General features: G+C 71.0%; 24 protein-coding genes. 6 read left to right on the top strand and 18 right to left on the bottom strand.

What is annotated here, in order from left to right; genetic code table 11:
* Positions 1 to 8 precede the first annotated feature (8 nt).
* The 4 genes from ABD250_RS03480 to ABD250_RS03465 all read right to left on the bottom strand — a co-directional run bounded on the left by ABD250_RS03480 (position 9) and on the right by ABD250_RS03465 (position 4,590).
* Complete coding sequence (locus tag ABD250_RS03480) at positions 9 to 872, bottom strand: LuxR C-terminal-related transcriptional regulator (RefSeq protein WP_179525942.1); 864 nt, start codon at positions 870 to 872, stop codon at positions 9 to 11.
* Positions 873 to 897: 25 nt separating this feature from the next.
* Positions 898 to 1,794: a 3-hydroxyisobutyrate dehydrogenase gene (mmsB, locus tag ABD250_RS03475; RefSeq protein ID WP_182615682.1), complete on the bottom strand. Its 897-nt coding sequence runs from the start codon at positions 1,792 to 1,794 to the stop codon at positions 898 to 900.
* 3 nt (positions 1,795 to 1,797) lie between these two features.
* Positions 1,798 to 2,973 carry an acyl-CoA dehydrogenase family protein gene (locus ABD250_RS03470; RefSeq protein WP_182610133.1) on the bottom strand — a complete coding sequence of 392 codons (1,176 nt, stop codon included), beginning with the start codon at positions 2,971 to 2,973 and terminating at the stop codon, positions 1,798 to 1,800.
* Positions 2,974 to 3,063: 90 nt separating this feature from the next.
* Positions 3,064 to 4,590: a CoA-acylating methylmalonate-semialdehyde dehydrogenase gene (locus ABD250_RS03465; RefSeq protein WP_182610134.1), complete on the bottom strand. Its 1,527-nt coding sequence runs from the start codon at positions 4,588 to 4,590 to the stop codon at positions 3,064 to 3,066.
* 225 nt (positions 4,591 to 4,815) lie between these two features.
* Between ABD250_RS03465 and ABD250_RS03460 the strand changes: the two genes are divergently transcribed.
* A complete protein-coding gene (locus tag ABD250_RS03460) occupies positions 4,816 to 6,537 on the top strand; it encodes an AMP-binding protein (protein WP_179525946.1) in 1,722 nt (573 codons plus the stop codon).
* A 20-nt stretch (positions 6,538 to 6,557) separates the two neighbouring features.
* On the opposite strand, the gene ABD250_RS03455 is transcribed toward ABD250_RS03460, so the two are convergent.
* The 9 genes from ABD250_RS03455 to ABD250_RS03415 form a co-directional block, all read right to left on the bottom strand.
* On the bottom strand, positions 6,558 to 7,433 hold the full coding sequence (locus ABD250_RS03455; RefSeq protein ID WP_344390644.1) for an SDR family NAD(P)-dependent oxidoreductase: 876 nt from the start codon (positions 7,431 to 7,433) through the stop codon (positions 6,558 to 6,560).
* Positions 7,430 to 9,124, bottom strand: coding sequence for an AMP-binding protein (locus ABD250_RS03450; protein ID WP_344390642.1), 1,695 nt, complete (start codon positions 9,122 to 9,124; stop codon positions 7,430 to 7,432). Before ABD250_RS03450 ends, ABD250_RS03455 begins: the two co-directional genes overlap by 4 nt.
* Positions 9,125 to 9,177: 53 nt before the next feature.
* On the bottom strand, positions 9,178 to 10,461 hold the full coding sequence (locus ABD250_RS03445; protein ID WP_338404124.1) for a hypothetical protein: 1,284 nt from the start codon (positions 10,459 to 10,461) through the stop codon (positions 9,178 to 9,180).
* A 5-nt stretch (positions 10,462 to 10,466) separates the two neighbouring features.
* On the bottom strand, positions 10,467 to 11,042 hold the full coding sequence (locus ABD250_RS03440) for a Cif family virulence factor (protein ID WP_095717618.1): 576 nt from the start codon (positions 11,040 to 11,042) through the stop codon (positions 10,467 to 10,469).
* 5 nt (positions 11,043 to 11,047) lie between these two features.
* A complete protein-coding gene (locus ABD250_RS03435; protein WP_095717619.1) occupies positions 11,048 to 11,263 on the bottom strand; it encodes a ferredoxin in 216 nt (71 codons plus the stop codon).
* A 14-nt stretch (positions 11,264 to 11,277) separates the two neighbouring features.
* Complete coding sequence (locus ABD250_RS03430) at positions 11,278 to 12,579, bottom strand: cytochrome P450 (protein WP_095717665.1); 1,302 nt, start codon at positions 12,577 to 12,579, stop codon at positions 11,278 to 11,280.
* A 92-nt stretch (positions 12,580 to 12,671) separates the two neighbouring features.
* Entirely contained in the window at positions 12,672 to 13,466 is a 795-nt protein-coding gene (locus ABD250_RS03425) for an SDR family oxidoreductase (protein ID WP_182616299.1), read from the bottom strand.
* Complete coding sequence (locus tag ABD250_RS03420) at positions 13,466 to 14,680, bottom strand: cytochrome P450 (protein WP_095717621.1); 1,215 nt, start codon at positions 14,678 to 14,680, stop codon at positions 13,466 to 13,468. The genes ABD250_RS03425 and ABD250_RS03420 overlap by 1 nt, the downstream gene beginning before the upstream one ends.
* Positions 14,681 to 14,688: 8 nt before the next feature.
* Positions 14,689 to 15,261 carry a TetR/AcrR family transcriptional regulator gene (locus tag ABD250_RS03415; RefSeq protein ID WP_179525951.1) on the bottom strand — a complete coding sequence of 191 codons (573 nt, stop codon included), beginning with the start codon at positions 15,259 to 15,261 and terminating at the stop codon, positions 14,689 to 14,691.
* A gap of 74 nt (positions 15,262 to 15,335) precedes the next feature.
* Between ABD250_RS03415 and ABD250_RS03410 the strand changes: the two genes are divergently transcribed.
* The 5 genes from ABD250_RS03410 (at position 15,336) to ABD250_RS03390 (ending at position 19,826) form a co-directional block, all read left to right on the top strand.
* Positions 15,336 to 16,811 (top strand): aldehyde dehydrogenase, encoded by a 1,476-nt coding sequence (locus ABD250_RS03410; RefSeq protein WP_179525952.1) that lies wholly within the window; start codon positions 15,336 to 15,338, stop codon positions 16,809 to 16,811.
* A 94-nt stretch (positions 16,812 to 16,905) separates the two neighbouring features.
* Positions 16,906 to 17,658 carry an SDR family oxidoreductase gene (locus ABD250_RS03405; RefSeq protein WP_182657941.1) on the top strand — a complete coding sequence of 251 codons (753 nt, stop codon included), beginning with the start codon at positions 16,906 to 16,908 and terminating at the stop codon, positions 17,656 to 17,658.
* Positions 17,659 to 17,705: 47 nt separating this feature from the next.
* Complete coding sequence (locus ABD250_RS03400) at positions 17,706 to 18,710, top strand: NAD(P)-dependent oxidoreductase (RefSeq protein WP_338404126.1); 1,005 nt, start codon at positions 17,706 to 17,708, stop codon at positions 18,708 to 18,710.
* Positions 18,707 to 19,123 carry a carboxymuconolactone decarboxylase family protein gene (locus ABD250_RS03395; RefSeq protein ID WP_338404125.1) on the top strand — a complete coding sequence of 139 codons (417 nt, stop codon included), beginning with the start codon at positions 18,707 to 18,709 and terminating at the stop codon, positions 19,121 to 19,123. The genes ABD250_RS03400 and ABD250_RS03395 overlap by 4 nt, the downstream gene beginning before the upstream one ends.
* A gap of 43 nt (positions 19,124 to 19,166) precedes the next feature.
* Positions 19,167 to 19,826 carry a class I SAM-dependent methyltransferase gene (locus ABD250_RS03390; RefSeq protein WP_182652206.1) on the top strand — a complete coding sequence of 220 codons (660 nt, stop codon included), beginning with the start codon at positions 19,167 to 19,169 and terminating at the stop codon, positions 19,824 to 19,826.
* A gap of 6 nt (positions 19,827 to 19,832) precedes the next feature.
* On the opposite strand, the gene ABD250_RS03385 is transcribed toward ABD250_RS03390, so the two are convergent.
* The 5 genes from ABD250_RS03385 to ABD250_RS03365 form a co-directional block, all read right to left on the bottom strand.
* A complete protein-coding gene (locus tag ABD250_RS03385) occupies positions 19,833 to 21,854 on the bottom strand; it encodes a vWA domain-containing protein (protein ID WP_344390629.1) in 2,022 nt (673 codons plus the stop codon).
* Positions 21,855 to 21,936: 82 nt separating this feature from the next.
* Positions 21,937 to 23,334: a sigma 54-interacting transcriptional regulator gene (locus tag ABD250_RS03380; RefSeq protein ID WP_179525956.1), complete on the bottom strand. Its 1,398-nt coding sequence runs from the start codon at positions 23,332 to 23,334 to the stop codon at positions 21,937 to 21,939.
* Positions 23,335 to 23,405: 71 nt separating this feature from the next.
* Positions 23,406 to 23,861: a carboxymuconolactone decarboxylase family protein gene (locus ABD250_RS03375; RefSeq protein WP_182658768.1), complete on the bottom strand. Its 456-nt coding sequence runs from the start codon at positions 23,859 to 23,861 to the stop codon at positions 23,406 to 23,408.
* A 2-nt stretch (positions 23,862 to 23,863) separates the two neighbouring features.
* On the bottom strand, positions 23,864 to 24,898 hold the full coding sequence (locus ABD250_RS03370) for a pirin family protein (protein ID WP_182658769.1): 1,035 nt from the start codon (positions 24,896 to 24,898) through the stop codon (positions 23,864 to 23,866).
* Positions 24,895 to 25,794 carry an SDR family NAD(P)-dependent oxidoreductase gene (locus tag ABD250_RS03365; RefSeq protein WP_179525959.1) on the bottom strand — a complete coding sequence of 300 codons (900 nt, stop codon included), beginning with the start codon at positions 25,792 to 25,794 and terminating at the stop codon, positions 24,895 to 24,897. Before ABD250_RS03365 ends, ABD250_RS03370 begins: the two co-directional genes overlap by 4 nt.
* Positions 25,795 to 25,820: the final 26 nt, after the last annotated feature.

The following is a 25,820-nucleotide window of genomic DNA, read 5'->3' as shown; positions in this document are numbered from 1 at the left end:
GGGACGCGTCAGGGCAGGACGCCTAGGAGCCGGGCGCGGGCCACGGACTCCATCCGTGACCGTGTGCCCAGCTTGGTACCGATGTTGCGCAGGTACGCCTTGATCGTCTCCGGTGACAGGGACAGTCGGGCGCCGACCTCGGCGTTGGAGCATCCGAGAGCGACCTGTGCGAGGACGTCGATCTCCCGGGGGGACAGGACCGTCGGCGCCGGGCCCGGGTCCCGGCCCACGTCCGGAGTCCGGCCCACCCCCGCCAGCGCGGAACCCGCGGCCAGGAGCCTCTCGCGGAGATCCGGATCGCCGAGCTCGGCGGCGATGGCCCGCAACTCGCCGTGGAGGACTCGAAGACGTTCCCTGTCGGAGGATTCCAGCCCGAAGTTCTGCTCGGCCGCGGCGTGGTCGGCCATCCGCAGTCGTCGATCGACCTCGTCGTGGACCTTGAACTCCGAGGCCAGGTCCGCGGCGACGGTGGTGAACGTCCGGGTGACCTGGTCGCCGAGCTGGGTGGCGACGCGGGCCGATCCGTAGAGGATCGTCCGCGCCACGCCCGAGACGATCACGGGGACGGAGATGATCGCCCGCAAGCCCTCGCGGTCCACCGCGTCGGCGTAGTCGCGGGTGATCCTCGAGCACTCCTCGTAGTCGCGCACCGTCGCCGGTCGTCCGGAGGCCATCACGTGACCACCGAGCCCACGGCCCCTGGCCACGGCCAGCCCCTGCATGGAGTCGGTGCGGACCCCGATGAAGCGGTTCAGTCTGGCGGTCTCACCGGTGACGTCGCCGGCGAAGACGACGGGCACACCGGAATCACGGCGGGCCCGGCGCAGGGCCCCTAGTACAGCGTCTGAATCCTTGGGTCGGAGGGTGGACATGGTGTTCTCCCGAGAGTGGAGGTGTTCAGCTCCGCGAGGAATCGCGGATGCTGGTGATGATGGCGCTGAAGTCCTTGCCACCGTTGTCCTGCGCGAACTCGTCGTACAGGGCAGCCGCTGCCGCGCCGAGCGGAGCGACCGTACCAGTGCTCTCCAGGGCCGCGAGCGCCAGCCCGAGATCCTTGTTCATGAGAGCGGTGGCGAAGCCGGGCGTGAAGTCGTTGTTGGCGGGAGAGGTGGGGACCGGACCGGGGACGGGGCAGTTGGTGTGCAGCGCCCAGCTGTTGCCGGTGGCCCCGGTGACCACGTCGAACAGGGCCTGGTGATCGAGACCCAGCCCCTCGGCGAGCACGAACGCCTCGGCGATCGCGATCTGGTGCACGGCCAGCACCATGTTGTTGCAGACCTTGGCGGCCTGGCCGGCCCCGGCTCCGCCGCAGTGGATGACCTTGCCCGCCATCGGCTCGAGCACGGGCTGCGCGGCCGCGAAGGCCTCGTCCTCCCCGCCGACCATGAACGCCAGGGTGCCGGCCGTCGCGCCCTTGACGCCGCCGGAGACGGGCGCGTCGACCTGGAGCATCCCGGCGTCCACGGCCTTGGCGTGGACCGCACGGGCGTCGTCGACCGAGATGGTGGAGGAGTCGATGAACAGGGTCCCCTCCCCCGCCTCGCCCAGGACGTCGTCATAGGTCGAGGTCACCAGCGCACCGTTGGGCAGCATCGTGATCACGACGCCGGCTCCCCGGACCGCCTCGGCGGGCGAGTCGCACACGGTGATCCCGGCGGTCCGGGCCGCGTCCTGCGCCGCGGCGACCGGGTCGAATCCTCTGACGTCGAGTCCGGCGCCGACCAGGTTGGCGGCCATGGGTCCACCCATGTTGCCCAGCCCGAGAAACGCCACAGTCTGCGATCGGTTGTCCATGTCCTACGCTCCCAGTCCGCGCGCGGCGACGGCCCGGCCGACGACGACGCGCATGATCTCGTTCGTCCCCTCCAGGATGCGGTGCACCCGGAGATCTCGCACGATCTTCTCTATTCCGTACTCGGCCAGGTACCCGTACCCGCCGAAGAGCTGCAACGCCCGGTCCGCGATGTCGAAGCAGCGGTCGGTGACGAAGAGCTTCGCCATGGCGCACTGCTCCACGTGATCCGGCTCCTTGGCGTCCAGGGCCGCGGCGGCGCGCCACAGCATGAGTCGGCTCGCCTCCAACTCGGTCGCCATCTCCGCGAGGGTGAAGCGGATCGTCGGCTCGTCGATCAACGCGCCGCCGAACGCCTCACGGTCCCGCACGTGGGCGACGGCCCGCGTGTACGCGTCCTGGGCGCCGCCCAGGGAGCAGGCGGCGATGTTGATGCGCCCGCCGTTGAGCCCCCGCATCGCGATGGTGAACCCGAGGCCCTCGCCGCCGGTGTCCGCGCCACCGATGAGGTTCGCCGCCGGGACCCGCACGCCCTCCATGATCACCTGCGCGGTGGGCTGGGCGTTCCAGCCCATCTTCTGCTCGTCCGGACCGAAGCTCAGGCCCTCGGAGTCCGCCGGGACCAGGAAGGCCGAGATCCCCTTGGGGCCGGCCTCCCCGGTGCGGGCCATCACCACGTAGACGTCCGACTGCCCGCCACCGGAGATGAACTGCTTGGTGCCGGTGAGGACGTACTCCGCGGTCTCGCCCTCGCCCTCCTTCACCGCCTTCGTCCGCAGCGCCGCCGCGTCCGACCCGGCGCCCGGCTCCGTCAGGCAGTAGCTCGCGAACAGCTCCAGCGACGCCAGACGCGGGATCCACTCGTGGCGCTGCTCCTCGGTGCCGAACTCGTCGACCATCCACACGCACATGTTGTGGATGGACAGGTACGCGGCCACCGACGGGCATCCCCGGGCGAGCTGCTCGAAGATGCGGACACCGTCCAGCCGCCGCATCCCGCTGCCCCCGACGTCCTCCGAGACGTAGATGGCGCCCATCCCCATCTCGGCGGCCTCGCGGAGGACGTCCTTGGGGAAGTGGTGCGTCGCGTCCCACTCCTGCGCTTTGGGCGCGATCCGCTTGACCGAGAAGTCGCGGGCGGTGTCGACGATGACCTTGTCGTCGTCATCAAGGGTGAACATGGGTGTTCCTCTCATACGGTGCCCGGTTCGTACGGTGTGCGGCAGGTGAACTGCGCGGCGGGTGAGCTGCGCGGCGGATCCGGTTCGCGGTCAGTCCATCGTGGGGATGACGAACTCGGCACCGTCCTTGATGCCGGAGGGCCAGCGCTGGGTGACCGTCTTGACCTTGGAGTAGAACTTGATCGACTCCGGGCCGTGCTGGTTGAGGTCGCCGAATCCGGACTTCTTCCAGCCTCCGAAGGTGTGGTACGCGATCGGCACGGGGATCGGCACGTTGACGCCGACCATGCCCACCTGGACGTTGGACACGAACTCGCGGGCGGCGTCGCCGTCGCGGGTGAAGATGGCCACGCCGTTGCCGTACTCGTGCTCGTTGGGCAGGCGCAGGGCCTCCTCGTAGTCCTTGGCGTGGACCACCACGAGGACGGGGCCGAAGATCTCGTCCGTGTAGACGCTCATGTCCGGGGTGACCTTGTCCATGAGCGTGGGGCCGACGTAGTAGCCCCCGGAGATGTCCTCGCCGTTGAACTCGTCCGTGTAGGCACCCACGCTGCGGCCGTCGATGAGGATCTCCGCACCGGCCTTCTCGCCCTGGTCGATGTAGTCCAGCACGCGGGCCTTGGACTCGGGGGTGACCAGCGGGCCGTAGTCGGACTTCGGGTCGTGGCTGTGGCCCACCCGCAGCTCCTTGACCTTGGGCACCAGCTTCTCGAGCAGGGCCTCGGCGGTGCCCTCGCCCACGGGGACGGCCACCGAGATGGCCATGCAGCGCTCACCGGCGGAGCCGAAACCGGCGCCGACCAGGGCATCGGCGGCCTGCTCGAGATCCGCGTCCGGCATGATGATCATGTGGTTCTTGGCGCCGCCGAAGCACTGCGCGCGCTTGCCGGTGCGGGCCGCGTTCTCGTAGATGTACTGCGCGATGGGCGTGGAGCCGACGAAGCCCACGGCCTGGATGGTCTCGCTGTTGAGGATCGCGTCGACCGCCTCCTTGTCACCGTGGACGACCTGGAAGATGCCGTCGGGCAGACCGGCCTCGGTGAACAGCTCGGCCAGGCGCACCGGGACGGAGGGGTCGCGCTCGGAGGGCTTGAGCACGAAGGCGTTGCCGCACGCGATGGCCGGGCCCGCCTTCCACAGGGGGATCATGGCCGGGAAGTTGAACGGGGTGATCCCCGCGACCACACCGAGCGGCTGGCGCATGGAGTAGACGTCGACGCCCGTGCCGGCGTTCTCGGTGAACTCGCCCTTGAGCAGGTGCGGGATGCCGATCGCGAACTCGATCACCTCGAGGCCGCGCTGGATGTCGCCCTTCGCGTCCGGGGTGGTCTTGCCGTGCTCGATCGCCAGCAGTTCCGCGAGCTCGTCCATGTTCTGGTTGATCAGGTCGACGAACCGCATGAGCACGCGGGCGCGCTTCTGCGGGTTCTGGGCCGCCCACGCCTTCTGCGCCTCGGCGGCCTTGGCGATCACGTCGTCGACCTCCGCCGTCGACGCCAGCGGGACCACGGCCTGCGCCTTGCCCGTGCTGGGGTTCAACACCTCGTGGGTTCGGCCGCCCGTGGCGGCGACCCTGGTGCCGTTGATGTAGTGCTCGATCTGCCTGAGATCCGACATGGACATCCCTTCGTCGTGAGGCCGCGGTCCGGAGATGTCCGCGCGCCACTGCTCCCGTGATGACCATCACTCTATACTTGCATCTCCTAGTAATCCAGGACCCGGCCCCGCGGCCGCCCCCGACCCTCCCCTTTCGGGTGTACCGCCGGCCGCCCGGCCGCCCATACTGTGAGCTGACTCACTTCCCGTGCCCGTTCTCACCCGTGCCCGCTGTCAGGAGACTTCATGGCCCCGCTCGCCACCGACGCCACCACCCGATTCCGCGCCGCCCGCGACTTCCTGCAGGCCAACGCGGAGGACTACGAGGCCGCCCGGGCCGGCTTCGCGTGGCCGGAGCTCGACGAGTGGAACTGGGCACTCAACTGGTTCGACGTCGAGGCCGAGGGGAACACCGATCCCGCGTTGTGGATCGTCGAGGAGCACGACGGCGGAGGCGCACCGACCGAGGCGAAGTACTCCTTCGACGAGATGCGGATCCGCTCGGACCGCACCGCCAACTGGCTGCGCGAGGCCGGGGTCGGGCCCGGCGACCGGATCCTGCTCATGCTGGCCAACCAGGTGGAACTGTGGGACGTCATGCTCGCGGTGATCAAGCTCGGCGCCGTGGTCATCCCCGCCACCACCCTGCTCGCCGAGGGCGACCTGCGCGACCGCATCGCCCGCGGCGGAATCAAGCACGTGATCGCCCGCTCCGAGCTGGCCGAGCGCTTCGCCGCCATCTCCGGCGACTATCAGCGGTTCGCGGTGGGCGGCGCCCCCGACGGCTGGACCGACCTCGCCGGTGCGATGGACGCCTCCCCCGACTTCGAGCCCAGCCACACCACCCATGCCGACGACACGCTGCTGCTCTACTTCACGTCCGGCACCACCAGCAAGCCCAAGCTCGTCGAGCACACCCACGCCTCGTACCCGGCGGGCCACCTGTCGACCATGTACTGGATCGGTCTCCAGCCGGGCGACGTCCACCTCAACGTGTCCTCGCCCGGATGGGCCAAGCACGCGTGGTCCAACGTGTTCACGCCGTGGATCGCCGGGTCGTGCGTGTTCATCTACAACTACTCCCGCTTCGACGCCACGGCGATGATGCGCGAGATGGACCGCTGCGGGGTGTCCAGCCTGTGCTGCCCGCCCACCGTGTGGCGGATGCTCATCCAGGCCGACCTGACGCAGCTGCAGGTGCCGCCACGGCTGGCGGTGGGTGCCGGCGAGCCCTTGAACCCGGAGGTGATCGGGCGCGTCCGCGACGCGTGGGGGGTGACCATCCGCGACGGCTTCGGCCAGACCGAGACCACCGTGCAGATCGCCAACACCCCGGGCCAGCCCATCAAGGACGGGTCCATGGGCCGCCCGTGCCCCGGATTCGACGTCGTCCTGGTCGACCCCGCCACCGGACAGGAGGTCCCGGGAGAGGGCGCCGAGGGCGAGATCTGCCTGCGCCTGGACCCCCGCCCGCTCGGCCTGATGGTCGGATATCACGGAGACAAGGACCGGACCGACGCCGCGTACGCGGACGGTTTTTACCACACCGGTGACGTCGGCTCGCGGGACTCCGAGGGCTACATCACCTACGTGGGCCGGACGGACGACGTGTTCAAGTCCTCGGATTACCGGATCTCGCCGTTCGAGCTGGAGTCCGTCCTGTTGGAGCACCCGGCGGTGGCCGAGGCGGCGGTCGTCCCGTCCCCGGATCCCGTGCGACTGAGCGTCCCCAAGGCGTTCGTGGTCCTGGCCGGCGGCTGGGAGCCGACCGAGGAGACCGCCCGCCAGATCTTCGACTACTCCCGCACCCACCTGGCCGGCTACAAGCGGGTGCGCCGTCTCCAGTTCACCGACCTGCCCAAGACCATCTCCGGCAAGATCCGCCGCGTCGAGCTGCGCAACGGCGAGAGCGAGAACGGCCCGTCGGTGGACTTCCCCGGCGAGTTCCGGGAGGAGTCGCTGCGCTGACGGCCGGTCCCCGTTCCCGCTCAGGCCCGGACGACGCCGTCGATCTCCTCAGGGGTCCACGGCGGACTGTCGTGGAAATCTCGGTAGGCCAGGATCTGCGCCTCCGGGGTGGGGAATCTCCCGATGAACCCGCCCGACCCGGCGAACACCCCGCCGGTGATCCCGGCAGCCAGATCGGAGACGAGATAGGTGTAGAGCGGCGCCACGTACTCCGGCCCGGCCGGGTCCAGTGCGCCGGCCACACTGAGCTCGTCGAGCATCCCCCTGCGGCCCAGCTCGCGGATCTTGTCCTCGTAGTCCTCCCCGCTCGACAGCCTGGTCCGGGCGCCCGGGCACACCACGTTCGCGCGAACCCCGTGCTCGGCGAGCTCGGCCGCGATCGCCATGGTCAGCGAGGTGACCGCGCCCTTGCCGGCCGGGTACCCCGTGCCCCCGTAGTCGCCTTTCCAGGCGAACGACGACGTGGTGACGATCGCGCCCGAGCCGGCGGCGACGAAGTGCCGCGCGAAGACGCGACACGCGGCGAAGACCGTCCCGAGGTGGGCGTCCATGAGCGCGCCGAACTCCGCGTGACTCACGGTGAGGATCGAGGACCCCGCGGGCTCGGGAACCCCTGCGCACGTGATCAGGCCGGAGACCGTCGACCCCCCGCGGATCGCCTCCTCGAGCAGCGACTCCGCCACCGTGGGCTCGTGTGCCGACCCGGCGACCCCGGAGATCCGGCCGTCGGACCGTGCGGCGAGCTCGGCGACCCGGTGCCGCAGCGCCGCCTCGTCGCGCCCGTTGAGCACCACGTCGGCGCCGCGGGCGGCCAGGTCGTCCGCGACCGCCGCACCGATCCCGCGGGAGGACCCGGTGACCGCGAAGGACCGGCCGTCGAGCCGGAGCCCGGTCACGCGGTGCCAGCGGCGTCCGTGCGCCGGTCGAGGTCGGGGGCACGCTCGGCCACCAGACGGCGCGCCCAGCCGTAGTCGGTCTTGCTACTGGGATGGCGTTCGACGCGGTCGACCACCCAGTACGCCACGGGGATCTTGAACCCGGCAAGGTGCTCGCGCAGGGCGTGCCCGACGGCGTCGAGGTCCCGCGGGCCGGTGCCCGGCGAGGAGTCCGGCGATGAGCCCTGTGCGGCATCCGCCCACTGGACCACGGCGCCGACCCGGTGCCCGAACCGCTCGTCCGGGACCCCGAACGCCACGGCGTCCTCGATCCCGGCCACCGCCTTGAGCGCGGCCTCGACCTCCTCGGCGAAGATCTTCTCGCCGCCGGAGTTGATCACCTGACTGGCCCGGCCAAGCATGATGATCGTGTCGGGGCCGTCGTACCGTCCGCGGTCCCCGGTGAACACCCGGCGGCTGCCGGCGATCTCCCGGAAGGTCTCGGCGGTCTTGGCCTCGTCCTTGTAGTAGCCGGCGGGCTGGTACCCGCTCTTGACGATCCAGCCGATCTCCTGCGAGTCGTCGGGCAGCGGTTCGTCGAAGTCGTCGACGAGCTGCAGGGTGGTACCCCTGGGGATCCGTGGTCCGTGGTCGGCGAAGAGCGACCCGTCGTCGAGATCGGCCTTGGTCACCACGCCCAGGCCGCCGAAGCCGCCCTCGGACGAGCCGAACGCGTCCATGATCATCAGATCGGGACGGAGCTCGAGCAGGTCCGCCTTGACCGAGGGCGAGAACAGGGCGGCTCCCGAGGAGACCATGAACATGCTCGAGGTGTCGGGGTCGGTCCGCCGCATCAGATCCACGAGTGGCCGGACCATCGCGTCACCGGCCACCACGGCGACCTGGATCTTCTCGGTCTCGATCTCCTCCAGGACGTCCGCGGCCCGGAAGTTCGGGAGGTAGTGCATGGTGCCGCCGGCGAACAGGCCGGTGAAGCTGGGCATGATGCCCGAAGTGTGGATGAGCGGGAGCAGGATGAGGTAGCGCATGGGGTCACCGCCCAGACCCGCCCTGGACTGGTGGAACTCGTCGGGCACCGGCTCACCCGTGTGGTAGTCCGCGCCACCTCCGAGGCTGCGCCACAGGTCCTCCTGACGCCACATCACACCCTTCGGTTTGCCCGTCGTGCCACCGGTGAACACCAGGTAGAGATCGTCGCCGCTCCGCTCCACCCCGGGGCGCTCCGCCGACGCCGCCTCCAGGGTCTCGCGGGCGGGGAGGACACCGTCCGGAAGGGTGTCGACGCCCGAGCCGTCCTCCACCATGATCGTGTGCCGGACGGCGTCGAGCCCTCGTACGGCCTCGGTCACCGCGGCGCCGAACTCGCGGTGGAACACCAGCACGCTGGTGTCGGAGTAGTCGTAGAGGTAGCGCAGCTCCGGGCCCGAGTAGCGGTAGTTGATGCTGATGGTCACCGCCCGCAGTTTGAGGACTCCGAGGATCAGCGCCAGACAGTCCACCCCGTTGCGCAGGTGCACACCGACGTGGTCGCCGGCCCCGACGCCCAGGGAGGCGAGCGCCGAGGCCCACCGGTTGGCCTCGGCCTCCAGGTCGGCGTAGGTGAGACGACGTTCGCCCTCCACCACCGCCAGACGGTCGGCGCCGTAGGCGTCCACGGCGTGTTCGAAGAGGTCGGCCAGGTTGTGTGCCATGTGGTGTCCTCCGTGACGGGGTCGGGTGTGCTGTCTCGGGCGAGCGTCCGGTCTCAGACCGGGGTGATGGGCAGTGGCGTGCGGGCCGGTCCGAAGTCGAACGCCGCCCCGGTGCTGATCCGGGTGACGGCGACCTCGTCGGACTCCTTCGCTGGTACGTCTCCGAGCCGGAGGACGGCCTCGACCCGGGAGCCGTCCGAGGGCACGCGCTCCACGGTCCAGTGCGGGTCGACCGCCTGTGCCGCCGCGGCGAGGGGGCGCAGGCCGTCCCGGGCGAGCAGGGGCATCCAGGTGTCGTCGGCGAACGCGTCCGCCGCGGTGTCCCAGGTGACGGTGACGCTCGCGCCGTCGCCGGAGACCGACGACGAGTACCCCGTGTAGGCGGTCGGACCGGCCAGCGGGTGGAGATCGAGCACGGCGGCCAACCCGTGTGCGTCCCCCTCCACGCCGAGGACGTCGCGGATCCGTCCCGCGGCGACCCCCGCGATCCCCGTCGCCTGGTAGGCGAGCAGCCGGTCCGCGGTCTCGGCGTCCGACCGGCGACGCACCGACTGGTGGAAACCCACCGCCAGCAGGTGCATCTGCAGGTACACCTCGCGGGTCATGCGGACGAGCGCGGCCGCGGTGAACTCGGGGAAGCTCAGATCCGTCAACAGCGGACCGGCGTAGTCGTCCCGAGGGCCCTCACCGGTGGTGTCCCGCGGTTCCGGCGGCTCGAAGGCGAAGTCGATCAACCGGCTGCTCGCGGACTCGACCGCCGGCTCGGGCCACGCCGCCGGCTCTGAATCCGGGTCGATCCGCACGGTCCAGTGACAGTGCGGCGTCCGGCCCTCCGGGCTGCGCGGCGGACGGTGGACGGGCTCCACGACGGCCCGGGGGTTGGTGGCCAGCGCGGTGGCCGGGAAGGTGGGGTCCTCGATGTCGTGGCACATCGTGGTGACGAGCCGGTCCCCCATCGGTTCGACGTCCATCAGCGCACCGCAGTGGTCGAGCCAGAACTCGCCGTGGTCGTGGTCGGTGACCGCGTACCGGAAGTCCATGAACTCCGGCGGCGCCCCCACATCCAGTTGGAAGCCCTTGAAGATCTCCGCGACGCCGTCTCCCGTGATCGACAGCGCCTCCTTCATGCGCCGGGTGTAGTGCGGGCTCGCGGCCTGCCACTCCTCGATCGCCACATCGCGCATCCCGTCCACACCGAACTCGCCGAGCAGGGCCGGCATCCCCGCGCGGTCGATCAGCTGGCCGATCAGCAGCAGGTCGGGCAGCAGCCTGGCGAGCCTGGCGTGGTCGAGGGACTCCAGGGGGTCGCTGTTGACGATCCGGTCGCGCGCGGCCACCGGACTCAGACCTCGTCCGGGGCGGACACCGGCCACAAGGGGGCCGGGCTGTCCTCGATGCGGTACCACCCGGCCGGCTTGTCCCCGGCCGCCTCGAACCGGGCCTTCATCGAATCGGTGAGCGCGTCGGCCTCGTACATCCGCATGAACAGGTCCACCACGTTGCCGAAGTCGAAGAAGTCGCGGTGCCACTTCCACTGCTGGTCACCGTTGTAGAGGAACCACGACCCGCCGAGCCCGTGGACCTCGTACGGCTTCCCGGTCTTCGGGTCGACGGTGTCTCGGGCGATCTGCTTCCACAGACAGAGCACGTCGCCGGTCTCGGGGTCGATGATGGTCCGGATGTAGGGGTACTCCCAGCCGTCGAGCCCGGCCATCTCCTGGCCCAGCGCGATGTCGCGGATCTCGTCCCGGCCGACGGCCATGAAGTCGTCCTTGGTGCCGTAGTTCCAGCCGTAGGTGGCGTCCTCGGCGTAGAAGTCGGCGAGCGGGGTCCAGTCCTTGTTGCGCTCGCACTCGGCGTTGGCCTCGATCCAGCGCTGCACGAACTCGGCGATCTCGGCGCGGTCGTATCGGGTCACGTCACTCACTCCTGGTGGGTCTGGTTCTCGACGAGGCGGAGTGCCTGCGTCGGGCAGTACTTGACGGCGGCCTTGACGGCCTCGAGCTGGTCGTCGGGGACCACGCCCCGCTTGGCACGCACCTTGGCCTCGGAGCCCTTGCCGACCGTGAACCAGTCGGGGGCCTCCGCCTGACATTCGGCGTGCCCCTGGCACAGGTCGAAGTCCACCTCCACCCGCATCGGCTGCTGCCCGCTCACCTGCGCTGCCTCCTCCGGTAGCGGACGGTGCACGGCTGGGCCAGCTGGACGACCATCTTGGAGTGGTCGTTGTGGTAGCTCTCGGGCGGCTGCGCGAGTTCGAACTCGAACTCCCGCAGCAGGATCGAGAAGATGGCCTTGATCTGCAGCTGGGCGAACGCCGCGCCCACGCAGCGGTGCCGTCCGGCGCCGAAGGGGATCCAGGTCCACCGGTTGACGATGTCCTCCTGGCGCGGCTCGGCATAGCGTTCCGGGTCGAAGGAGTCGGGGTCCGGGAAGTCCTCCGGCAGCCGGTTGGAGACCGCGGGGGACGCCGCGACGGTCTGCCCGGCGCGGACGACGTGGTCGCCGATCTGCACGTCCTCCTGCGCCACCCGCATGAGGATGATCAGCGGCGGGTGCAGACGCAGCGTCTCTTTCAGGGCGTTCTCGACCCTGGGCATCTGACGCAACGCCCCGAAGCTGTACTCGGCCCCGTCGGAGTAGACCTCGTCGAGTTCGGCGACCACCTGCGCGAGGTAGTCCGGGTGCTTGAGCAGCTCGATGAGCATCCACGCGCTGGTACCGGAGGTGGTGTGATGTCCGGCGAACATCATGGAGATGAAGATGCCGGTGACCTCGTCCGGGGTGAACCGGTACGTGCCGTCGTCGTTCTTGACGGAGACCAGGACGTCGAGGAGGTCGCGGTCCTCCTTGCTCGCCGGCGGCTCGGCCATCCGCTGGTCCATGATCCCGGAGACCAACTCGACCAGCCCCGCGCGCGCCGCGTCCCGCTTGCGGAACGCGGGGATGTCGGCGTAGGCGTCGATGTACGCGTGGGGGTCGGTGCCCTGCTCGAGATCGTGGTAGAGGTGCGCGAACCGGGCGTCGAGCTGCTCGCGGAACTTCGGACCGATCAGGCACGCCGAGGAGGTGTAGATGGTGAGCTCGGAGAACCACTCGAGGAGGTCGATCTCACCCTCGTCGCCCCACTCGCCCACCATGCGCTGGACCTCGCGGGGGATGGTGACGGCGTGCTGGCGCATGTGCTCGCCGCGCAGCGCGGTGTTGTGCAGCATCTCCGAGCGGCGCTCGGGGCTGGCGTCGAACACGACGCCCTCACCGAACACCGGCGTCATGAACGGGTAGGCGGCGGCCTGATCCAGCGACTCGTCCGGCGCACGGAAGAAGGCCTCGTTCGCGGCCGCCCCGGAGGCCAGGCAGATGTCGCGGTCGACGATCTTGAACACGCCGAGGTCGCCGCACTCCTCACGGACCCGCCAGAACAGGCCGATCGGGTCGGTACGGAGTTCGTCCATGTGCCCGAGCTCCCCCTCGCCGCCGGAGACCCGACGCGGCTCGGTGAGGGTGGAGAAGTCCGTGGGCTTGTCGGTGGAGCTGTCGGTACTGGTCACGAGTAGTCCTCCTCGATTGGGGCCTCCGGCTGGATCTCCAGCTCGGTGATCTGGGCGCCGCGGGGCATCGACACCATGGCGGCGACCCCCCGGGCGAGGTCGGCCGGCTTACACATGCGCGGGTGACGACCGAAGCCGTGCTTGACCCAGTCGTTGATGACCGACTCCGCGGTCTCCGGGTCGAACTCGGTGCCCATCTCGGTCATCACCGGGCCCGGGCGGACCACGCCGAGGCGGATCCCCGTGCCCTCGAGTTCCTTGCGGGCCTGGTGGGCCATGGTCTCCAGGCCGGCCTTGGCCGCGACGTACGCCCCGGAGCGGGGCCGGGCTGTGTAGGCGACGTCGGAGCCGATCAGGACCACGTCGCCCCGACGGCGATCGACCATCCCGGGGACCACCGCGTGGAGCAGCCGCTGCACGGCGAGCAGGTGGATGTCGATCTGCGAGGCGAAGTCGTCCGGCTCCATCTCCCACACGCGGGCCATCTTCAGGGTGCCCGCGCTGGAGACCAGGACCTCGGGAGGGCCGTACGCCTCACCGGCGGCGGCCACGAACTCCGCCACCGACTCCGCGCTGGTCACGTCGACCGGTCGTGCGGTGGCCCGTCCCCCGGCCTCCCGGATCCGGCCCACGAGGTCGTCGAGGCGGTCGGCGCGGCGGGCCCCCACGACCACGGGGTGCCCGAGTGCGGCCAGCGCCTCCGCGGAGGCGCGACCGATACCGGAGGAGGCGCCCGTGACGAGGGCGGGACGGTCGGCCGCGTCCCGCTGCGGTGGGAACTTCAGGCTCATCAGCGTCTGACCTCGACGCGCATGGGCAGGCGGGCGAAGCCACGCACGTTGGAGGAGTGCACGCGCTCGGCGCCGGGCAGGATCTCGTACCCCGTGACGGACCGCGAGATCTGGTCGAGCGCGATCCGCCCCTCGAGTCGCGCGAGGTGCGCGCCGAGGCAGAAGTGCGGCCCCTGGCCGAAGCTCAGGCTCGCGGAGGTGTCCCGGCCCAGGAGGAAGGCCCCGGAGTCCTCGAACACCTCCTCGTCGCGGTTGGCCGCGCCGATGAGCAGGAGCACCTTCTGGTCGGCCGGGATGGTGACGTCGCGGACCGTGACCTCCTGCGTCGTGGTGCGCAGGACCAACTGACTGGAGGTGTCGTAGCGCAGGGTCTCCTCGACCCAGTCGGTCACCCGCTCCGGGTCGTCGATCACCAGTCGCGACTGGTCGGGGTACTCGTGGCCCCAGAACATCGCGTTGGCGAGCAGCTTGGTGGTGGTCTCGTTGCCCGCCACCACCATGAGGAAGAGGAAGGACAGGATCTCGTCCTCGTCCAGCTTCTCCCCGTCGATCTCGGCGTCGATGAGCGCCGAGGTGAGATCCTCGGTCCGCTGCTTCCGCCGGTCGGCGACCATGCCCTGGTAGTAGGCGATGAGGTCGAAGGCGGCGACCATCGAGTCCTCGGGCACGTCCTGACCGCCCTCCTCGCGGTGCATGACGAGGTCCGCGAGCCGGCGGAGCTCGTCGCGATCCGACTCCGGCACCCCCATGAGGTCGGAGATGACGTCCATCGGCAGCTTGCCCGCGTAGTCCTGGACGAAGTCGAACTCGCCGCCGTCCCGAGACCTGTCGAGGCACTCGTCCCAGTACTGCCGCGAGATCCGTTCGATCCCCTCGGAGAGCGCGTCGACCCGTCGGGAGGTGAAGCCCTTGCTCACGAGCTTGCGCAGCCGGGCGTGCCTCGGGTCGTCCATCGCCAGGAAGGACATCGTCTTGTAGGCGTGCGGTCCGTACGCCGCCGGGTCGAGGGAGACCCCCATCGCGTTGGAGAACACGTCGGGCGCACGGAAGGCCTCACGGACGTCGGCGTGCTTGCTCAGCGCCCAGAAGTCGAGATCCGGGTTGTGGTAGACGGGGGCCTCGGCCCGCAACCGGGAGTAGAACGGGTACGGATCCTCGTGTACGGCGTAGTCATACGGGCTGAACACGAGCGGGGCTGGAGTCGCGGTGGTCATGTCTCGGGTCACCTCAGGATGAGTCGGGCGGCGGACTCGATGGCGTCCGCCATGTCGGAGTAGGAGCCATAGCCCATGCCCGCGCGGACGAGCGCGCCCGCGTAGACCATCTCCAGGGCGTCGATCACCTCGTCGTCGGCCTCGTCACCCAGCGCGGCCGTCAGGCGGCGTCGGATGTCCGCGCCGATCCGGATCCTCAGGTGGGACACCTCCGGGTCGTCGCCCAACAGGGCCGCGGTGACCGCAGAGGAGAGCTCGGGCTCGTCCGCGACCAACATCGCGACGTCCCGCAGGACCGCCACCACCCTGTCCACCGTGGTGCCGCTGCCGGCGCCCTCGGTGACGTGGTCACGCAGGCGTCGCCAGAACACCTCGGCGATGAGGTGGCCCTTGGACGAGAAGTAGGTGTACGCGGTGGCCGGGGCGACGCCGGCCCTCGAGGCCACGGCCCGGACCGCGAGCCCGCCCGGCCCCTTCTCGCGCAACACCTCCACCGCGGCGCTGGTGAGGCGGTCGACGGTCTCTGCCTGCTGGCCGTTGAGGCGCCTTCGCGTGGATTCGAAACGAACGTCACTGGACATGTGTCTGGACAGTACACCACTCGCCGGACTATCGTCTAGACAGTTGTCCACCCGCACCCGACGGAAGGCCCCCCGTGACGACGAGCACCACCTACGACGCCCCGCTCCTCATCGGCGGCGAGCTGCGCCCGGCCTCCGGGGGCGGCACGTTCGACGTCCTCAACCCCGCCACGGAGGACCTGATCGGCCGCGCCGCCGACGCCCGCCCCGAGGACATGGACGCCGCCATCGAGGCGGCCCGGACCGCGTTCGACACCACCACGTGGTCCACCGATCATGCCTTCCGTGCGGCGTGTCTGCGGCAACTCCGGGATGCTCTGCAGTCCCACACCGAGGAGCTGCGCGCACTGACCATCGCCGAGGTGGGCGCCCCCCACATGTTCACCACCGGGCCCCAGCTGGAGGGCCCCGTGGCCGACCTGGGCTGGCTCGCCGACCTCGTCGACGCCTACCAGTGGGTCGAGGAGCTGGGCGAGTCCGAGGTGATGGGGGTGCGCTCCCATCGCTCGGTGCGCCGGGAGGCGATCGGCGTGGTCGGAGCCATCACCCCGTGGAACTTCCCCAACCAGATCAACCTGGCCAAGATCGGGCCCGCGCTGGCCGCGGGCTGCACCGTGGTGCTCAAGCCCGCACCCGACACCCCGCTCATCGCCGCGGCCGTGGCCCGGATCGCCGCCGAGGAGACCGACATCCCCGCGGGCGTGCTCAACGTGGTCTCGTCCTCGGACCACGGGGTGGGCGCCCTGCTGACCACCGACCCGCGCGTGGACCTCGTCTCGTTCACCGGGTCCACCGCCACCGGCAAGAAGATCATGGTGGCCGCGGCGGAGACCCTCAAGAAGGTCTTCCTCGAGCTGGGCGGCAAGTCCGCCGCGGTCGTGCTGGACGACGCCGACCTGAACGCCGCCTGCTTCATGACGGCCCTCAACGCCTGTACCCACGCCGGCCAGGGGTGCGCCCTCACCACCCGACTGGTGGTGCCCCGCGAGAGGTACGACGAGGCCGTCGAGGCGGCCAAGGGCGCCATGGCGGCCTTCGCACCGGGCGACCCCACCGATCCCGGCACCCTGTGCGGTCCGCTGATCTCCGAACTGCAGCGCGAGCGGGTCGAGGGGTACATCGCACTGGCCGTCGAGGAGGGCGGCACCGTCGAGATCGGCGGCGGGCGCCCCTCCGGCGAGGACAAGGCCAAGGGCTTCTGGGTGGAGCCCACCCTGATCTCCGGACTCGACAACTCCGCGCGGGTGGCCCGGGAGGAGATCTTCGGCCCCGTCCTCGTCGTCATCCCCCACGACGGCGACGACGACGCGGTCCGGATCGCCAACGACTCCCCCTACGGCCTCTCCGGCGCCGTCTGGGGCGCCGACCTCGGCCGCGTCGAGAGGGTCGTGGCGGGCATCCGCACCGGAACGCTCGGGGTGAACGGCGGCGTCTGGTACGGCGCCGACGTGCCCTTCGGCGGCTACAAGCAGTCGGGCATCGGCCGTGAGATGGGCCGCCAGGGCTTCGAGGAGTACCTCGAGACCAAGTCCGTGGCCACCCCGGCCTGACGCGCCGCCCGCACCCGAGCGACCACCGGCATCACGCCATATCAAGCCATATCAAGCCATATCAAGCCACACCAAGGAAGCAGAGACTACAGACATGGGACGTTTTGAGGGCAAGTCCGTGATCGTGACCGGCGCGGCCGGCGGAATCGGCGAGGAGTACGCCAAGGCGCTCGCCGCCGAGGGCGCGAAGGTCGTGGTGGCCGACGTCTCGGACACCGAGGGCGAGCGCGTGGCGGCGGAGATCGTCGCCGCCGGCGGCGAGGCCTTCTTCCAGCACACCGACGTCTCGGACCCGGACTCGGCCGACGCGTGCGCCGAGGCGACCGTGGAGAAGTACGGCCGGCTGGACATGCTGGTCAACAACGCCGCGATCTTCGGCGGCATGAAGCTCGACTTCCTCATCACGGTGCCGTGGGACTACTACCAGAAGTTCATGCAGGTCAACATGAACGGCCAGCTCCTCATGGTCCGCGCCTGCTGGGAGAAGATGGCGGCGGCCGGCGGTGGCGCGATCGTCAACCAGTCCTCGACCGCCGCGTGGCTCTACTCCGGCTTCTACGGCCTGGCCAAGGTGGGCGTCAACGGCCTGACCCAGCAGCTGGCCACCGAGCTGGGCGGGTCGAACATCCGCATCAACGCCATCGCGCCCGGCCCGATCGACACCGAGGCCAACCGCACCACCACCCCGCAGTCCATCGTCAAGGACATGGTCGACAAGCTCCCCCTCAAGCGGATGGGTCAGCCCCAGGACCTGGTGGGAATGCTGTTGTTCCTGCTGTCGGATGAGGCGTCGTGGATCACCGGCCAGATCTTCAACGTCGACGGCGGACAGGTCATCAGGTCGTGAGCGGGCAGCCGGCCGGCAGCGCGGGGCAGGACCCGGGAGCCTCTCCCATCGGGCCGGGGTCACCCGAGCACTCCCCCGCGCCCGTGGGGTTCATCGGGCTGGGGAACATGGGAGCGCCCATCGCCCGGCGGCTGCTGTCGTGGCCCGGCGGACTGGTGGTCTGCGACGTCCGTCCCGAGGCCGCCGAACCGTTCGTCTCCGAGGGGGCCACCGCCGCCGCGACGCCCGCCGAGGTGGCCCGGACCGCACGACTGGTCTCGGTGACGGTGCTCGACGACGCCCAGGTGCGGGACGTCGTCGAGGGTCCCGACGGGATCCTGCGCACCGCGGCGCCGGGGACGGTGGTCGCGGTCCACTCCACCATCTCCGACTCCACGGCCGTAGAGCTCGCTCAGGCGTGCGCCACCCACGGGGTGCACCTGGTGGACGCGCCGGTCTCGGGGGGCGCACCGGGCGCCGAGAAGGGCGAGCTCGCGGTGATGGTGGGCGGACCCCGCGAGGTCTACGAGGCCTGCAAGCCCGTGTTCGCCCTGTGGGCCGCGATGCCGGTCCACGCCGGCGAGGTGGGCGCGGGCACCCGGATGAAGCTCGCCCGCAACCTGCTGCACTTCATCTCCTTCACCGCCGCCGCCGAGGCCTCCCGGCTGGCGGAGGCCGCGGGCATCGACATCGCCAAGCTCGGTCGCGTGGTCCGGCACACCGACGCCATCACCGGTGGTGCCGGGGCGGTCATGCTGCGCGAGACCACCGCGCCGATCGCCCCCGACGACTTCTGGCACGGCGTGTTCACCCACGTCCGGGGCCTCGGCGAGAAGGACCTCTCGCTGGCGTTGTCCCTGGGCGAGCGGTTGGAGGTGGACCTGCCGCTCGGGACCATCGCGCTACGGGACCTGGGTGCCGGGTTCGGCGTGGGGCCGGGCGAGATCGCCCGCCGCGCCGCGACCGCGACCGCGGGTGCGGGCGTGGGTGACCGCAGCGAGGGCGACGGGCTGGACGACGACGGCAACGACCACAGCAACGACAGCAACGGCGACGACGAGGGAGCACGATGAGCGACACGGCAGGGTCCGGCATGTCCCCGGAGCGCGAACGCGGGTTGGCCATGATGACCGAGGTCTACGGCTTCGAGATGTCCGATGGTCCCGGCGACTACTTCGCCGAGACCGCGGACCACCTGTTCGGGCGCGTGTGGTCCCGTCCGGGCCTGAGCCACCGCGACCGCCGCCTGCTCCTGCTGGGCGCGCTGACCGCACAGGGGAACACGGACATCGCCGACATCCAGGTGGGCGCCGCGCTGGGCAACGACGAGCTCACACCCGAGGAGCTGGAGGAGATCGTGCTGTTCCTCTGCTACTACGCGGGCTGGCCAAACGGCACCAAGCTGGGCAACGTGGTGGGCCCGCACGTGGCGCGCGCCCGTAAGGCCGCACGGCGGGCCGCGGCCGGGTCCGGGAGCGAGGGCTGAGGGCGGGGGCCGGGAGCGCGGTGACGGGCGATAGGTTTATGCCATGACCGCTCCCGAGATCGACCAGGCGCTGCTCGACGTGGCGCTCTCCGCCCCCGGCTTCATGCCGCTGGACGAGGGCCGCACCCTCTACGAGATCGCCTGCGAGTACCTGGGCGACGGCGTGGGGGTCGAGATCGGCACCTACTGCGGCCGGTCCACCGTCTTCCTCGGCGCGGCCGCGCGGGTGACCGGCGGCAGCATCGTCACCGTCGACCACCACCGTGGGTCCGAGGAGCACCAGCCCGGGTGGGAGTACCACGACACCACGCTGGTAGACCCGCACACCGGCCGCCTGGAGACCCTCGTGGCGTTCCGGCACACGATGTGGGACGCGGAGCTCGACGACGTGGTGACGGCCGCGGTGGGCACCTCGCGCCAGGTGGCCCGGGTCTGGGGCAGGCCGGCCTCGTTCGTGTTCATCGACGGCGGCCACTCCTCCGAGGCGGCGCAGGCCGACTACGAGGGGTGGGCCCCGTGGGTCGCGGTCGGCGGCGCTCTGTTGATCCACGACGTGTTCCCCAACCCCGAGGACGGTGGACGCCCGCCGTACGAGATCTACTGCCGCGCCCTGGAGTCCGGCCAGTTCACCGAGGTCCGCGCGGTGGACTCGCTGCGCGTCCTGCGCCGCGACTCCGGCGAGGTCGGCGCCCCCATGCCGTAGGACCCGTCAGACCGCCCACCGGCCGCCCGCGCTCCACGCATCGCCGGAGCCCGGGCGGCCGCGGCGCGTGTGGAGGAACCTCCCGACCACGGCCGCGCCGAGGTCGTCGACATCCGGGGCCACCACGGTGCCGCCGACCCGGCGGGCCAGCGCGTCGAGGAACCGCCCGAGCCCGGGGTCGTCGCCGAGCCGGAAGAACGTGGTCTGGGTGCCGAGTCTCGACACACGGTCCAGTTCGTCGACGGTCGTCCGGATGGTCTCGGGCGCGGGCGGATATCCGAACCACGGGTCCCCGCTCCCCAACAGGTGGGCCGTGGGCTCACCGTCGGTGACGATGAGCAGGACCGGCTGCATCGACGGGTGCTTCCGGAAGAAGCGTCCGGCCAGCAGCAGCGCGTGGTGCAGGTTCGTCCCCATCTCGTACTCCGCGTCGAGGGAGAGCAGTTCCTCCACCGTCCGGGTCTGGGCGAAGCGGCCGAACGAGATGAGCTGCAACGTGTCCTGCCGGAACCGCGTGCTGACCAGGTGGTGCAGGGCGAGGGCGGTGCGCTTCATCGGGACCCAGCGGCCCTCCATGGCCATGGAGAACGACGTGTCGACCAACAGCGCGACGGCGGCCTGGGTCCGCGACTCCGTCTCCCGGACCTCGATGTCGTCCGGGAGCAGCCGGATCCCGCCGCCCGGGTCCCCGCCCTCCGCCGCGACGCGGGAGAGGGCGTTGGTGACGGTCCGCGGGACGTCCCACGACTCGACGTCGCCGAACTGCCACCCGCGGCTCGCGCCCGTCTGGTCGCCCGCCGCACCCGACATGCGCGTCTCGCGGGCACCGGTGCGGCCCGAGAGCCGGCGGGCGGCGTCGCGCAGGAGGGAACCGCCGAGCTTGCGCAGGGCGGCCGGGGACAGCCTCAGGTCGCCGTCGGGGCGCCTGCTCAGGTACCCCGACTCGCGCATCGACTGCTCGAGCCGCGCCAGCGTGCGCAGGGAGACGGCGGCCTCGCCACCGAGGTGACGGGCCACGGCCTCGAGGTCCAGTTCGGACAGGGGCGAGCCCTCACCGCCCCGCGCCAGCTGCTCGGCGAGACGGTCCAGGTCGCCGAGTTCGGCCATGGCCGCCGCGCCCTCGGAGAATCCCAGCCCCTCCTCGCCGGAGAAGTCCGCGGAGCCGTCCCAGTCCTCGCCGGGCCGGAGCGACTGGAGCAGGCCGTCGAGGCGCCCGAGCTGCTCCATGAGTTCCGGCGAGCCGAACGCCTGCTGCGAGAGCGCCATCAGCTCCTCCCGCTGCTCCGGCGTCATCGACCGCATCATGCGTTGCGCGGCCGCCGCGCGCCTGGCCAGGACGTCGATGAGCTCGTCGATGTCGGCGGGTTGCTCCGGGAAGGAGTCGGAGTGCTTGTCCATGAAGCGCTCGAAGTCCTCGGGGGTGTCCTGCCCCCGAGCGTGCTTGTCGAGCAGGTCGGTGAGGTCGGCGAGCATCTCCGACACCGCCGCCCGGTCGTCGTCGGTCGCGTTCTCCAGGGCCTGTTTCATGCCGGCGAACCGCGACTCGAGCGCCTCCGCCCCGAGGAGGTCCTGGATCCGGCGGTAGGCCTCGCGGGCATCGGTGGAGGCCCAGTCGTAGTCGGCCAGCTCGCCGACCGCCGCGGCCGGGGAGTCCGGGAGGTTCTCGATCGTCATCTCGCGCAGGGTGCGATCCATCGGGTCCATCTGTGTGTCCCGGGCGAGCTGCCCGCGCTCGGCCAGTAGGGCCTTGTCCAGGAGCTCGGACACCTCCTCCAGGGTCCCGCCCAGGTGGCCTCGCTCGAGCAGTTCACGGCGACGGCGCTGCACCCTGCCGGCCAGGTCGTCGAGACCGGTCTGGCCTCGTCCGCCCCGACGCAGGAACTCGCGCATCGACTGCTCGGGCGAGTATCCGGACATCACCCCGTCGGACACCGCGTCGAGCGCCTCGGACAAATCGAGAGGGGGCGCGAGCGGGTCGGGGCCGCCGACGTAGCGGCCGTACCGCGCGCGGGGTTCATCTCGCGACATCGCGTACCTCCTGCTCCGGCGGCGTCCCGGCCCTCACCGTCGACCTCATCGGCCGGTCGGCGGGTACGGCCACCGCGGGGTGTCAGCCGTAGACGGCGGCGCCGTCCCCGGTCTCCTTGGACAGACGCCGCGAGAGGTAGAGCCCCTCCAGCGCGAACTCGATCGCCCCGGCCCGCTGCCCCACCGTCGTGGCTCCCGCGCGTTCGGCGATCTGGTCGTACAGGCCCGGCTCGGAGAGCTCGGGCAGGGCCTCGAGGAACTCCGCCGCGGTCACGCTGGCGCCGGTCGTCAGGGTCACCGAGCCGTCGAACGCCTCCACGAGCGGGGCCAGGTCGAGACCGCGGAACATCTCGCGCACCACGTCGACGGTGGCACTGCGCAGGAGGTAGCGGAGGATCTCCGGCTCGCGGCCCTCCTCCCCCGGCTCGAACTCGATCTTCCCGCGGAGCACGTCCACGGCGGCGTCGACGTCGACCAGCCTCGCCACCGCCTCGCCGGGGTCGTCGGTCCCGCGGACGGCGGCGCGACGCCTGGCCGCCGCCGCGACGGTCTCGGCGCCGGCTATCGCGAAGCGCGCGGACACGCCGGAGGCCTGGTTGACCGAGTCCGACGTCCGCAGTTCGCGGGTGAACCGGGCGAGCAGCTCCATCAGGGCGTCCGGGACCTCCGCCGTGAGGTCCGCCTCCTGCCGCACGACCTCGATCTCGTCGGACAGGTCCAACGGGTAGTGCGTGCGGATCTCGGCGCCGAAACGATCCTTGAGCGGGGTGATGATCCGGCCGCGGTTGGTGTAGTCCTCCGGGTTGGCCGAGGCCACCACCAGCACGTCGAGGGGCAACCGGAGCACGTAACCCCGGATCTGGACGTCCCGCTCCTCCATGACGTTGAGCAGGGCCACCTGGATGCGCTCCGCCAGGTCGGGGAGCTCGTTGAGCGCCACGATGCCGCGGTTCGCGCGGGGCACCAGTCCGTAGTGGATGGTCTCCGGGTCGCCCAGGCGCCGTCCCTCGGCCACCCGCATGGGGTCGACGTCGCCGATCATGTCCGCCACGGAGGTGTCCGGGGTGGAGAGCTTCTCGACGTACCGCTCGGTCCGGTGTCGCCAGCCGATGGGCAGGGCGTCCCCCTCCCTGGTGACCCGGTCCCGCGTCTCGGTGGTGATCGGCGCGAGCGGGTCCTCCCCGAGCTCGGATCCCTCGACGACGGGCGACCACTCGTCGAGCAGTCCCACCAGGGTGCGCAGCAGGCGGGTCTTGCCCTGTCCGCGCTCGCCCAGCAGGACGATGTCGTGGCCCGCGATGATCGCCCGCTCCAGTTGCGGGATGACCGTGGAGTCGAATCCGTGCATCCCCGGCCAGGGATCGCGGCCCGCGGCCAGGCCCGCCAGGAGGTTCTCGCGCATCTCCTCGCGCAGGCTGCGGCTGGTGTACCCCGCGGCGCGCAGTTCGCCGAGGGTCTGGACGTCCGGCTTCTCGCTCACAGCGCCCACGGTAGTCCCGATGCGGCTCCCGTGCTCCCGGCGCTGGCCCGGCACCCCGCCCGGGCCCGGGATCAGTCCTCGATGCGCACCCGGTGGTCGCTGGCGATCGAGACCCGGTTGAAGGCGTTGATCAACACGATCGACCACTCGAGCGCGGAGAGCTGGTCCTCGTCGAAGTGCTCGGCGGCGGCGGCCGTGGCCGCCCCGCGCTCGTCGACGCTGTCCAGGCGCGTGAGCGTCTCCGCCAGACGGAGAGCGGCCCGTTCGGGATCGCCGAACTCGTCGATGTCCCGCCACGCCGGGAGCAGGTCCAGGCGACCCTGCGAGACCCCCGCCTTCCGCGCGGCCGGCACGTGCGTGGCCAGGCAGGCCGCGCACCCGTTGAGCTGGGAGACCCGGACGTTGACCAACTCGAGCAGCGTCTCTTCCAGCCCGGCCCCGGTGGACGCCTCGCGGGAGGCGACGGCGGTGCGGACGAGCTGTTTGTAGACCTCACGCTGGGCACGGTCCAGCTTCGGGACACCCATGATCAGACCTCCTCCCGGGCCTGTGCCCGCGCGGCCGGGTTCGCCCTCGGCCTGAGCACGCTGCCGGGCAGGGTGGGCGCGGGGAGGCGGATGAGCCCGTCGGGGTTCCGTCCGATGTAACCGTCGACCCGACCGAAGCGGTCCGAGCCGTCCTCCCACTCCTGCCGGTAGCGCACGATCTCCTCGTGGCTGCGGCCGATGAAGTTCCACCACATCACGATCTCCTCGCCGAACGGGGTGCCGCCGATGAGGATCATCCGCGCCGGGGTGGATCCGGTGTTGTCGATGGTCAGGGTGGTCTCGCCGACACCCGTGTAGCCGAGTTGGGCGGGTTCGACGGTCACTCCCTCGAGCGTGATGTCGCCGGCGTCCACCAGGAGCCCGTGCTCGAACTCCGGGTCTACGTCGAGGGTGAGCCGGGCGCCGGGGTCCAGGCGGAGCTCCGCGCCGAGCAGGGGGGTGAACGTGGTGACCGACGACGACGAGCCCAGCAGCGACCCGATGAAGACCAGGGCGGATCCGCCCTCGTACTCCACCGCCTCGGGAACGTGGTGCTCGAACCCGCGGCCGGTGTTCTCGCGGTCCCTCTCGGGGAGCGCCGTCCACAGTTGCACCCCGTGCAGCACGCCCGTGTCCTGGGTCGACACCTCGGTGTGGCAGATGCCCGCCCCGGAGGTCATGAGGTTGACCTCGCCGGGCCGGACCACCGCGTGGTGGTCACCGGAGTCGTGGTGGGTCACGTTGCCCTCGAAGAGCCAGCTGACGGTCTGGAGTCCGGTGTGCGGATGCGACGGCACGTCCATCCCGCCGGTGGCCGAGACGTCGTCGGGCCCGTAGTGGTCGACGAAGCACCAAGCGCCGATCAGGGAGCGCCGTCGCTGCGGGAGCGTCCGCCTGACCGTCATCGCCCGCGGCCCGCCGAGCGGGACGTCACGGGAGGTGATGATCTCCACCGCGGCGCCCCCGGGTTCGGGTCCACCGGGCGATCCGCCCGCCTCGCACTCGATCTCCTCCGGACGGGCGTCGAGGTTGCTCACGGCCGCACCTCCGCGTCGGCGGCGCTGAGGGTGTCCGCCGCCTCGCGCCGCAGTTCGAGCCGCTTGGCGTTGATCCTGCCGCCCAGTGCCAGCGTGAGCGCCCTGTCCACCACCGGGACGGGGAGGTGGTCCAGGAGTCTGCGGCCGAGGTCCCACTTCACGGCGTAGCGGTGACGGGGCCGGGCGGTGGTCCCGGCGGTCCAGACGGCCTCCGCCAGGACCCGGGGATCGGTGGCCTTGTCGTCCTCCCCCGCCGCCATCTCCCCCATCACGGCGGCCATGGCGGCGAAGGGCGAGCCCGGGAGCGTCGACTCCTGGAAGCGCCGCCGGATCGAGGCGGTCATCCCCGTGCGGAACGGGCCCGGTTGGATGAGCACCACGTCGAGGCCGAGGAACATGAGCTCGCGCCGCAGGGAGTCCCCGTAGGCCTCGACGGCGTGCTTGCTCATGGCGTAGGCGCCGTTCATCGGCATCCCGTGCTGGGGGCCGGTCTCCGAGCTGATGAGGACCACCCGTCCGCTACTCGCGCGGAGCAGGTCGAACATCGCGTGCACGGTGCGGACGGTCCCCATGACGTTCACGTCGAGCACCTGCTGGACCCGCTCGGGGTCGGTCTCGGCGAGCGGCCCGATCCCCAGGATCCCGGCGAAGGTGACCACCGCGTCCAGGCGGCCGTGGTCCGCGCGGACCCGATCGGCGAGCGCCCGGAGCGACACGGAGTCGGTCACGTCGACCGCCACGGGCGTGATCCCCGCGCCGCCCGGGGGTGCGCTGAGGTCGGCGGCGACGACGTGCCACCCGCGGCCGGAGTAGAGCGCGGCCGTGGCGGCGCCGAGGCCGCCCCCGGCTCCGGTGATGACGACGACGGGGGTGTCCGAGGCGGAGGCGGAGGTCATACCGCCGACGGTACCGGCGCGGCGGG

It is taken from the genome of Dietzia cercidiphylli (genome assembly GCF_039531545.1).
In the GTDB taxonomy this organism is placed as follows: domain Bacteria; phylum Actinomycetota; class Actinomycetes; order Mycobacteriales; family Mycobacteriaceae; genus Dietzia; species Dietzia natronolimnaea.
Note: the sequence above shows the minus strand (reverse complement) of the source record. Positions and strands in the feature narration are given on the sequence as shown.

Coding starts and splice junctions, on each gene's coding strand:
- ABD250_RS03420 (WP_095717621.1), bottom strand. CDS start 14,680: ATGACCACCGCGACTCCAGCCCCGCTCGTGTTCAGCCCGTATGACTAC.
- ABD250_RS03425 (WP_182616299.1), bottom strand. CDS start 13,466: ATGAGCCTGAAGTTCCCACCGCAGCGGGACGCGGCCGACCGTCCCGCC.
- ABD250_RS03385 (WP_344390629.1), bottom strand. CDS start 21,854: ATGTCGCGAGATGAACCCCGCGCGCGGTACGGCCGCTACGTCGGCGGC.
- ABD250_RS03430 (WP_095717665.1), bottom strand. CDS start 12,579: ATGGACGAACTCCGTACCGACCCGATCGGCCTGTTCTGGCGGGTCCGT.
- ABD250_RS03450 (WP_344390642.1), bottom strand. CDS start 9,124: ATGGCACACAACCTGGCCGACCTCTTCGAACACGCCGTGGACGCCTAC.
- ABD250_RS03405 (WP_182657941.1), top strand. CDS start 16,906: ATGGGACGTTTTGAGGGCAAGTCCGTGATCGTGACCGGCGCGGCCGGC.
- ABD250_RS03390 (WP_182652206.1), top strand. CDS start 19,167: ATGACCGCTCCCGAGATCGACCAGGCGCTGCTCGACGTGGCGCTCTCC.
- ABD250_RS03375 (WP_182658768.1), bottom strand. CDS start 23,861: ATGGGTGTCCCGAAGCTGGACCGTGCCCAGCGTGAGGTCTACAAACAG.
- ABD250_RS03470 (WP_182610133.1), bottom strand. CDS start 2,973: ATGTTCACCCTTGATGACGACGACAAGGTCATCGTCGACACCGCCCGC.
- ABD250_RS03480 (WP_179525942.1), bottom strand. CDS start 872: ATGTCCACCCTCCGACCCAAGGATTCAGACGCTGTACTAGGGGCCCTG.
- ABD250_RS03460 (WP_179525946.1), top strand. CDS start 4,816: ATGGCCCCGCTCGCCACCGACGCCACCACCCGATTCCGCGCCGCCCGC.
- ABD250_RS03365 (WP_179525959.1), bottom strand. CDS start 25,794: ATGACCTCCGCCTCCGCCTCGGACACCCCCGTCGTCGTCATCACCGGA.
- ABD250_RS03465 (WP_182610134.1), bottom strand. CDS start 4,590: ATGTCGGATCTCAGGCAGATCGAGCACTACATCAACGGCACCAGGGTC.
- ABD250_RS03415 (WP_179525951.1), bottom strand. CDS start 15,261: ATGTCCAGTGACGTTCGTTTCGAATCCACGCGAAGGCGCCTCAACGGC.
- ABD250_RS03395 (WP_338404125.1), top strand. CDS start 18,707: ATGAGCGACACGGCAGGGTCCGGCATGTCCCCGGAGCGCGAACGCGGG.
- mmsB (WP_182615682.1), bottom strand. CDS start 1,794: ATGGACAACCGATCGCAGACTGTGGCGTTTCTCGGGCTGGGCAACATG.
- ABD250_RS03435 (WP_095717619.1), bottom strand. CDS start 11,263: ATGCGGGTGGAGGTGGACTTCGACCTGTGCCAGGGGCACGCCGAATGT.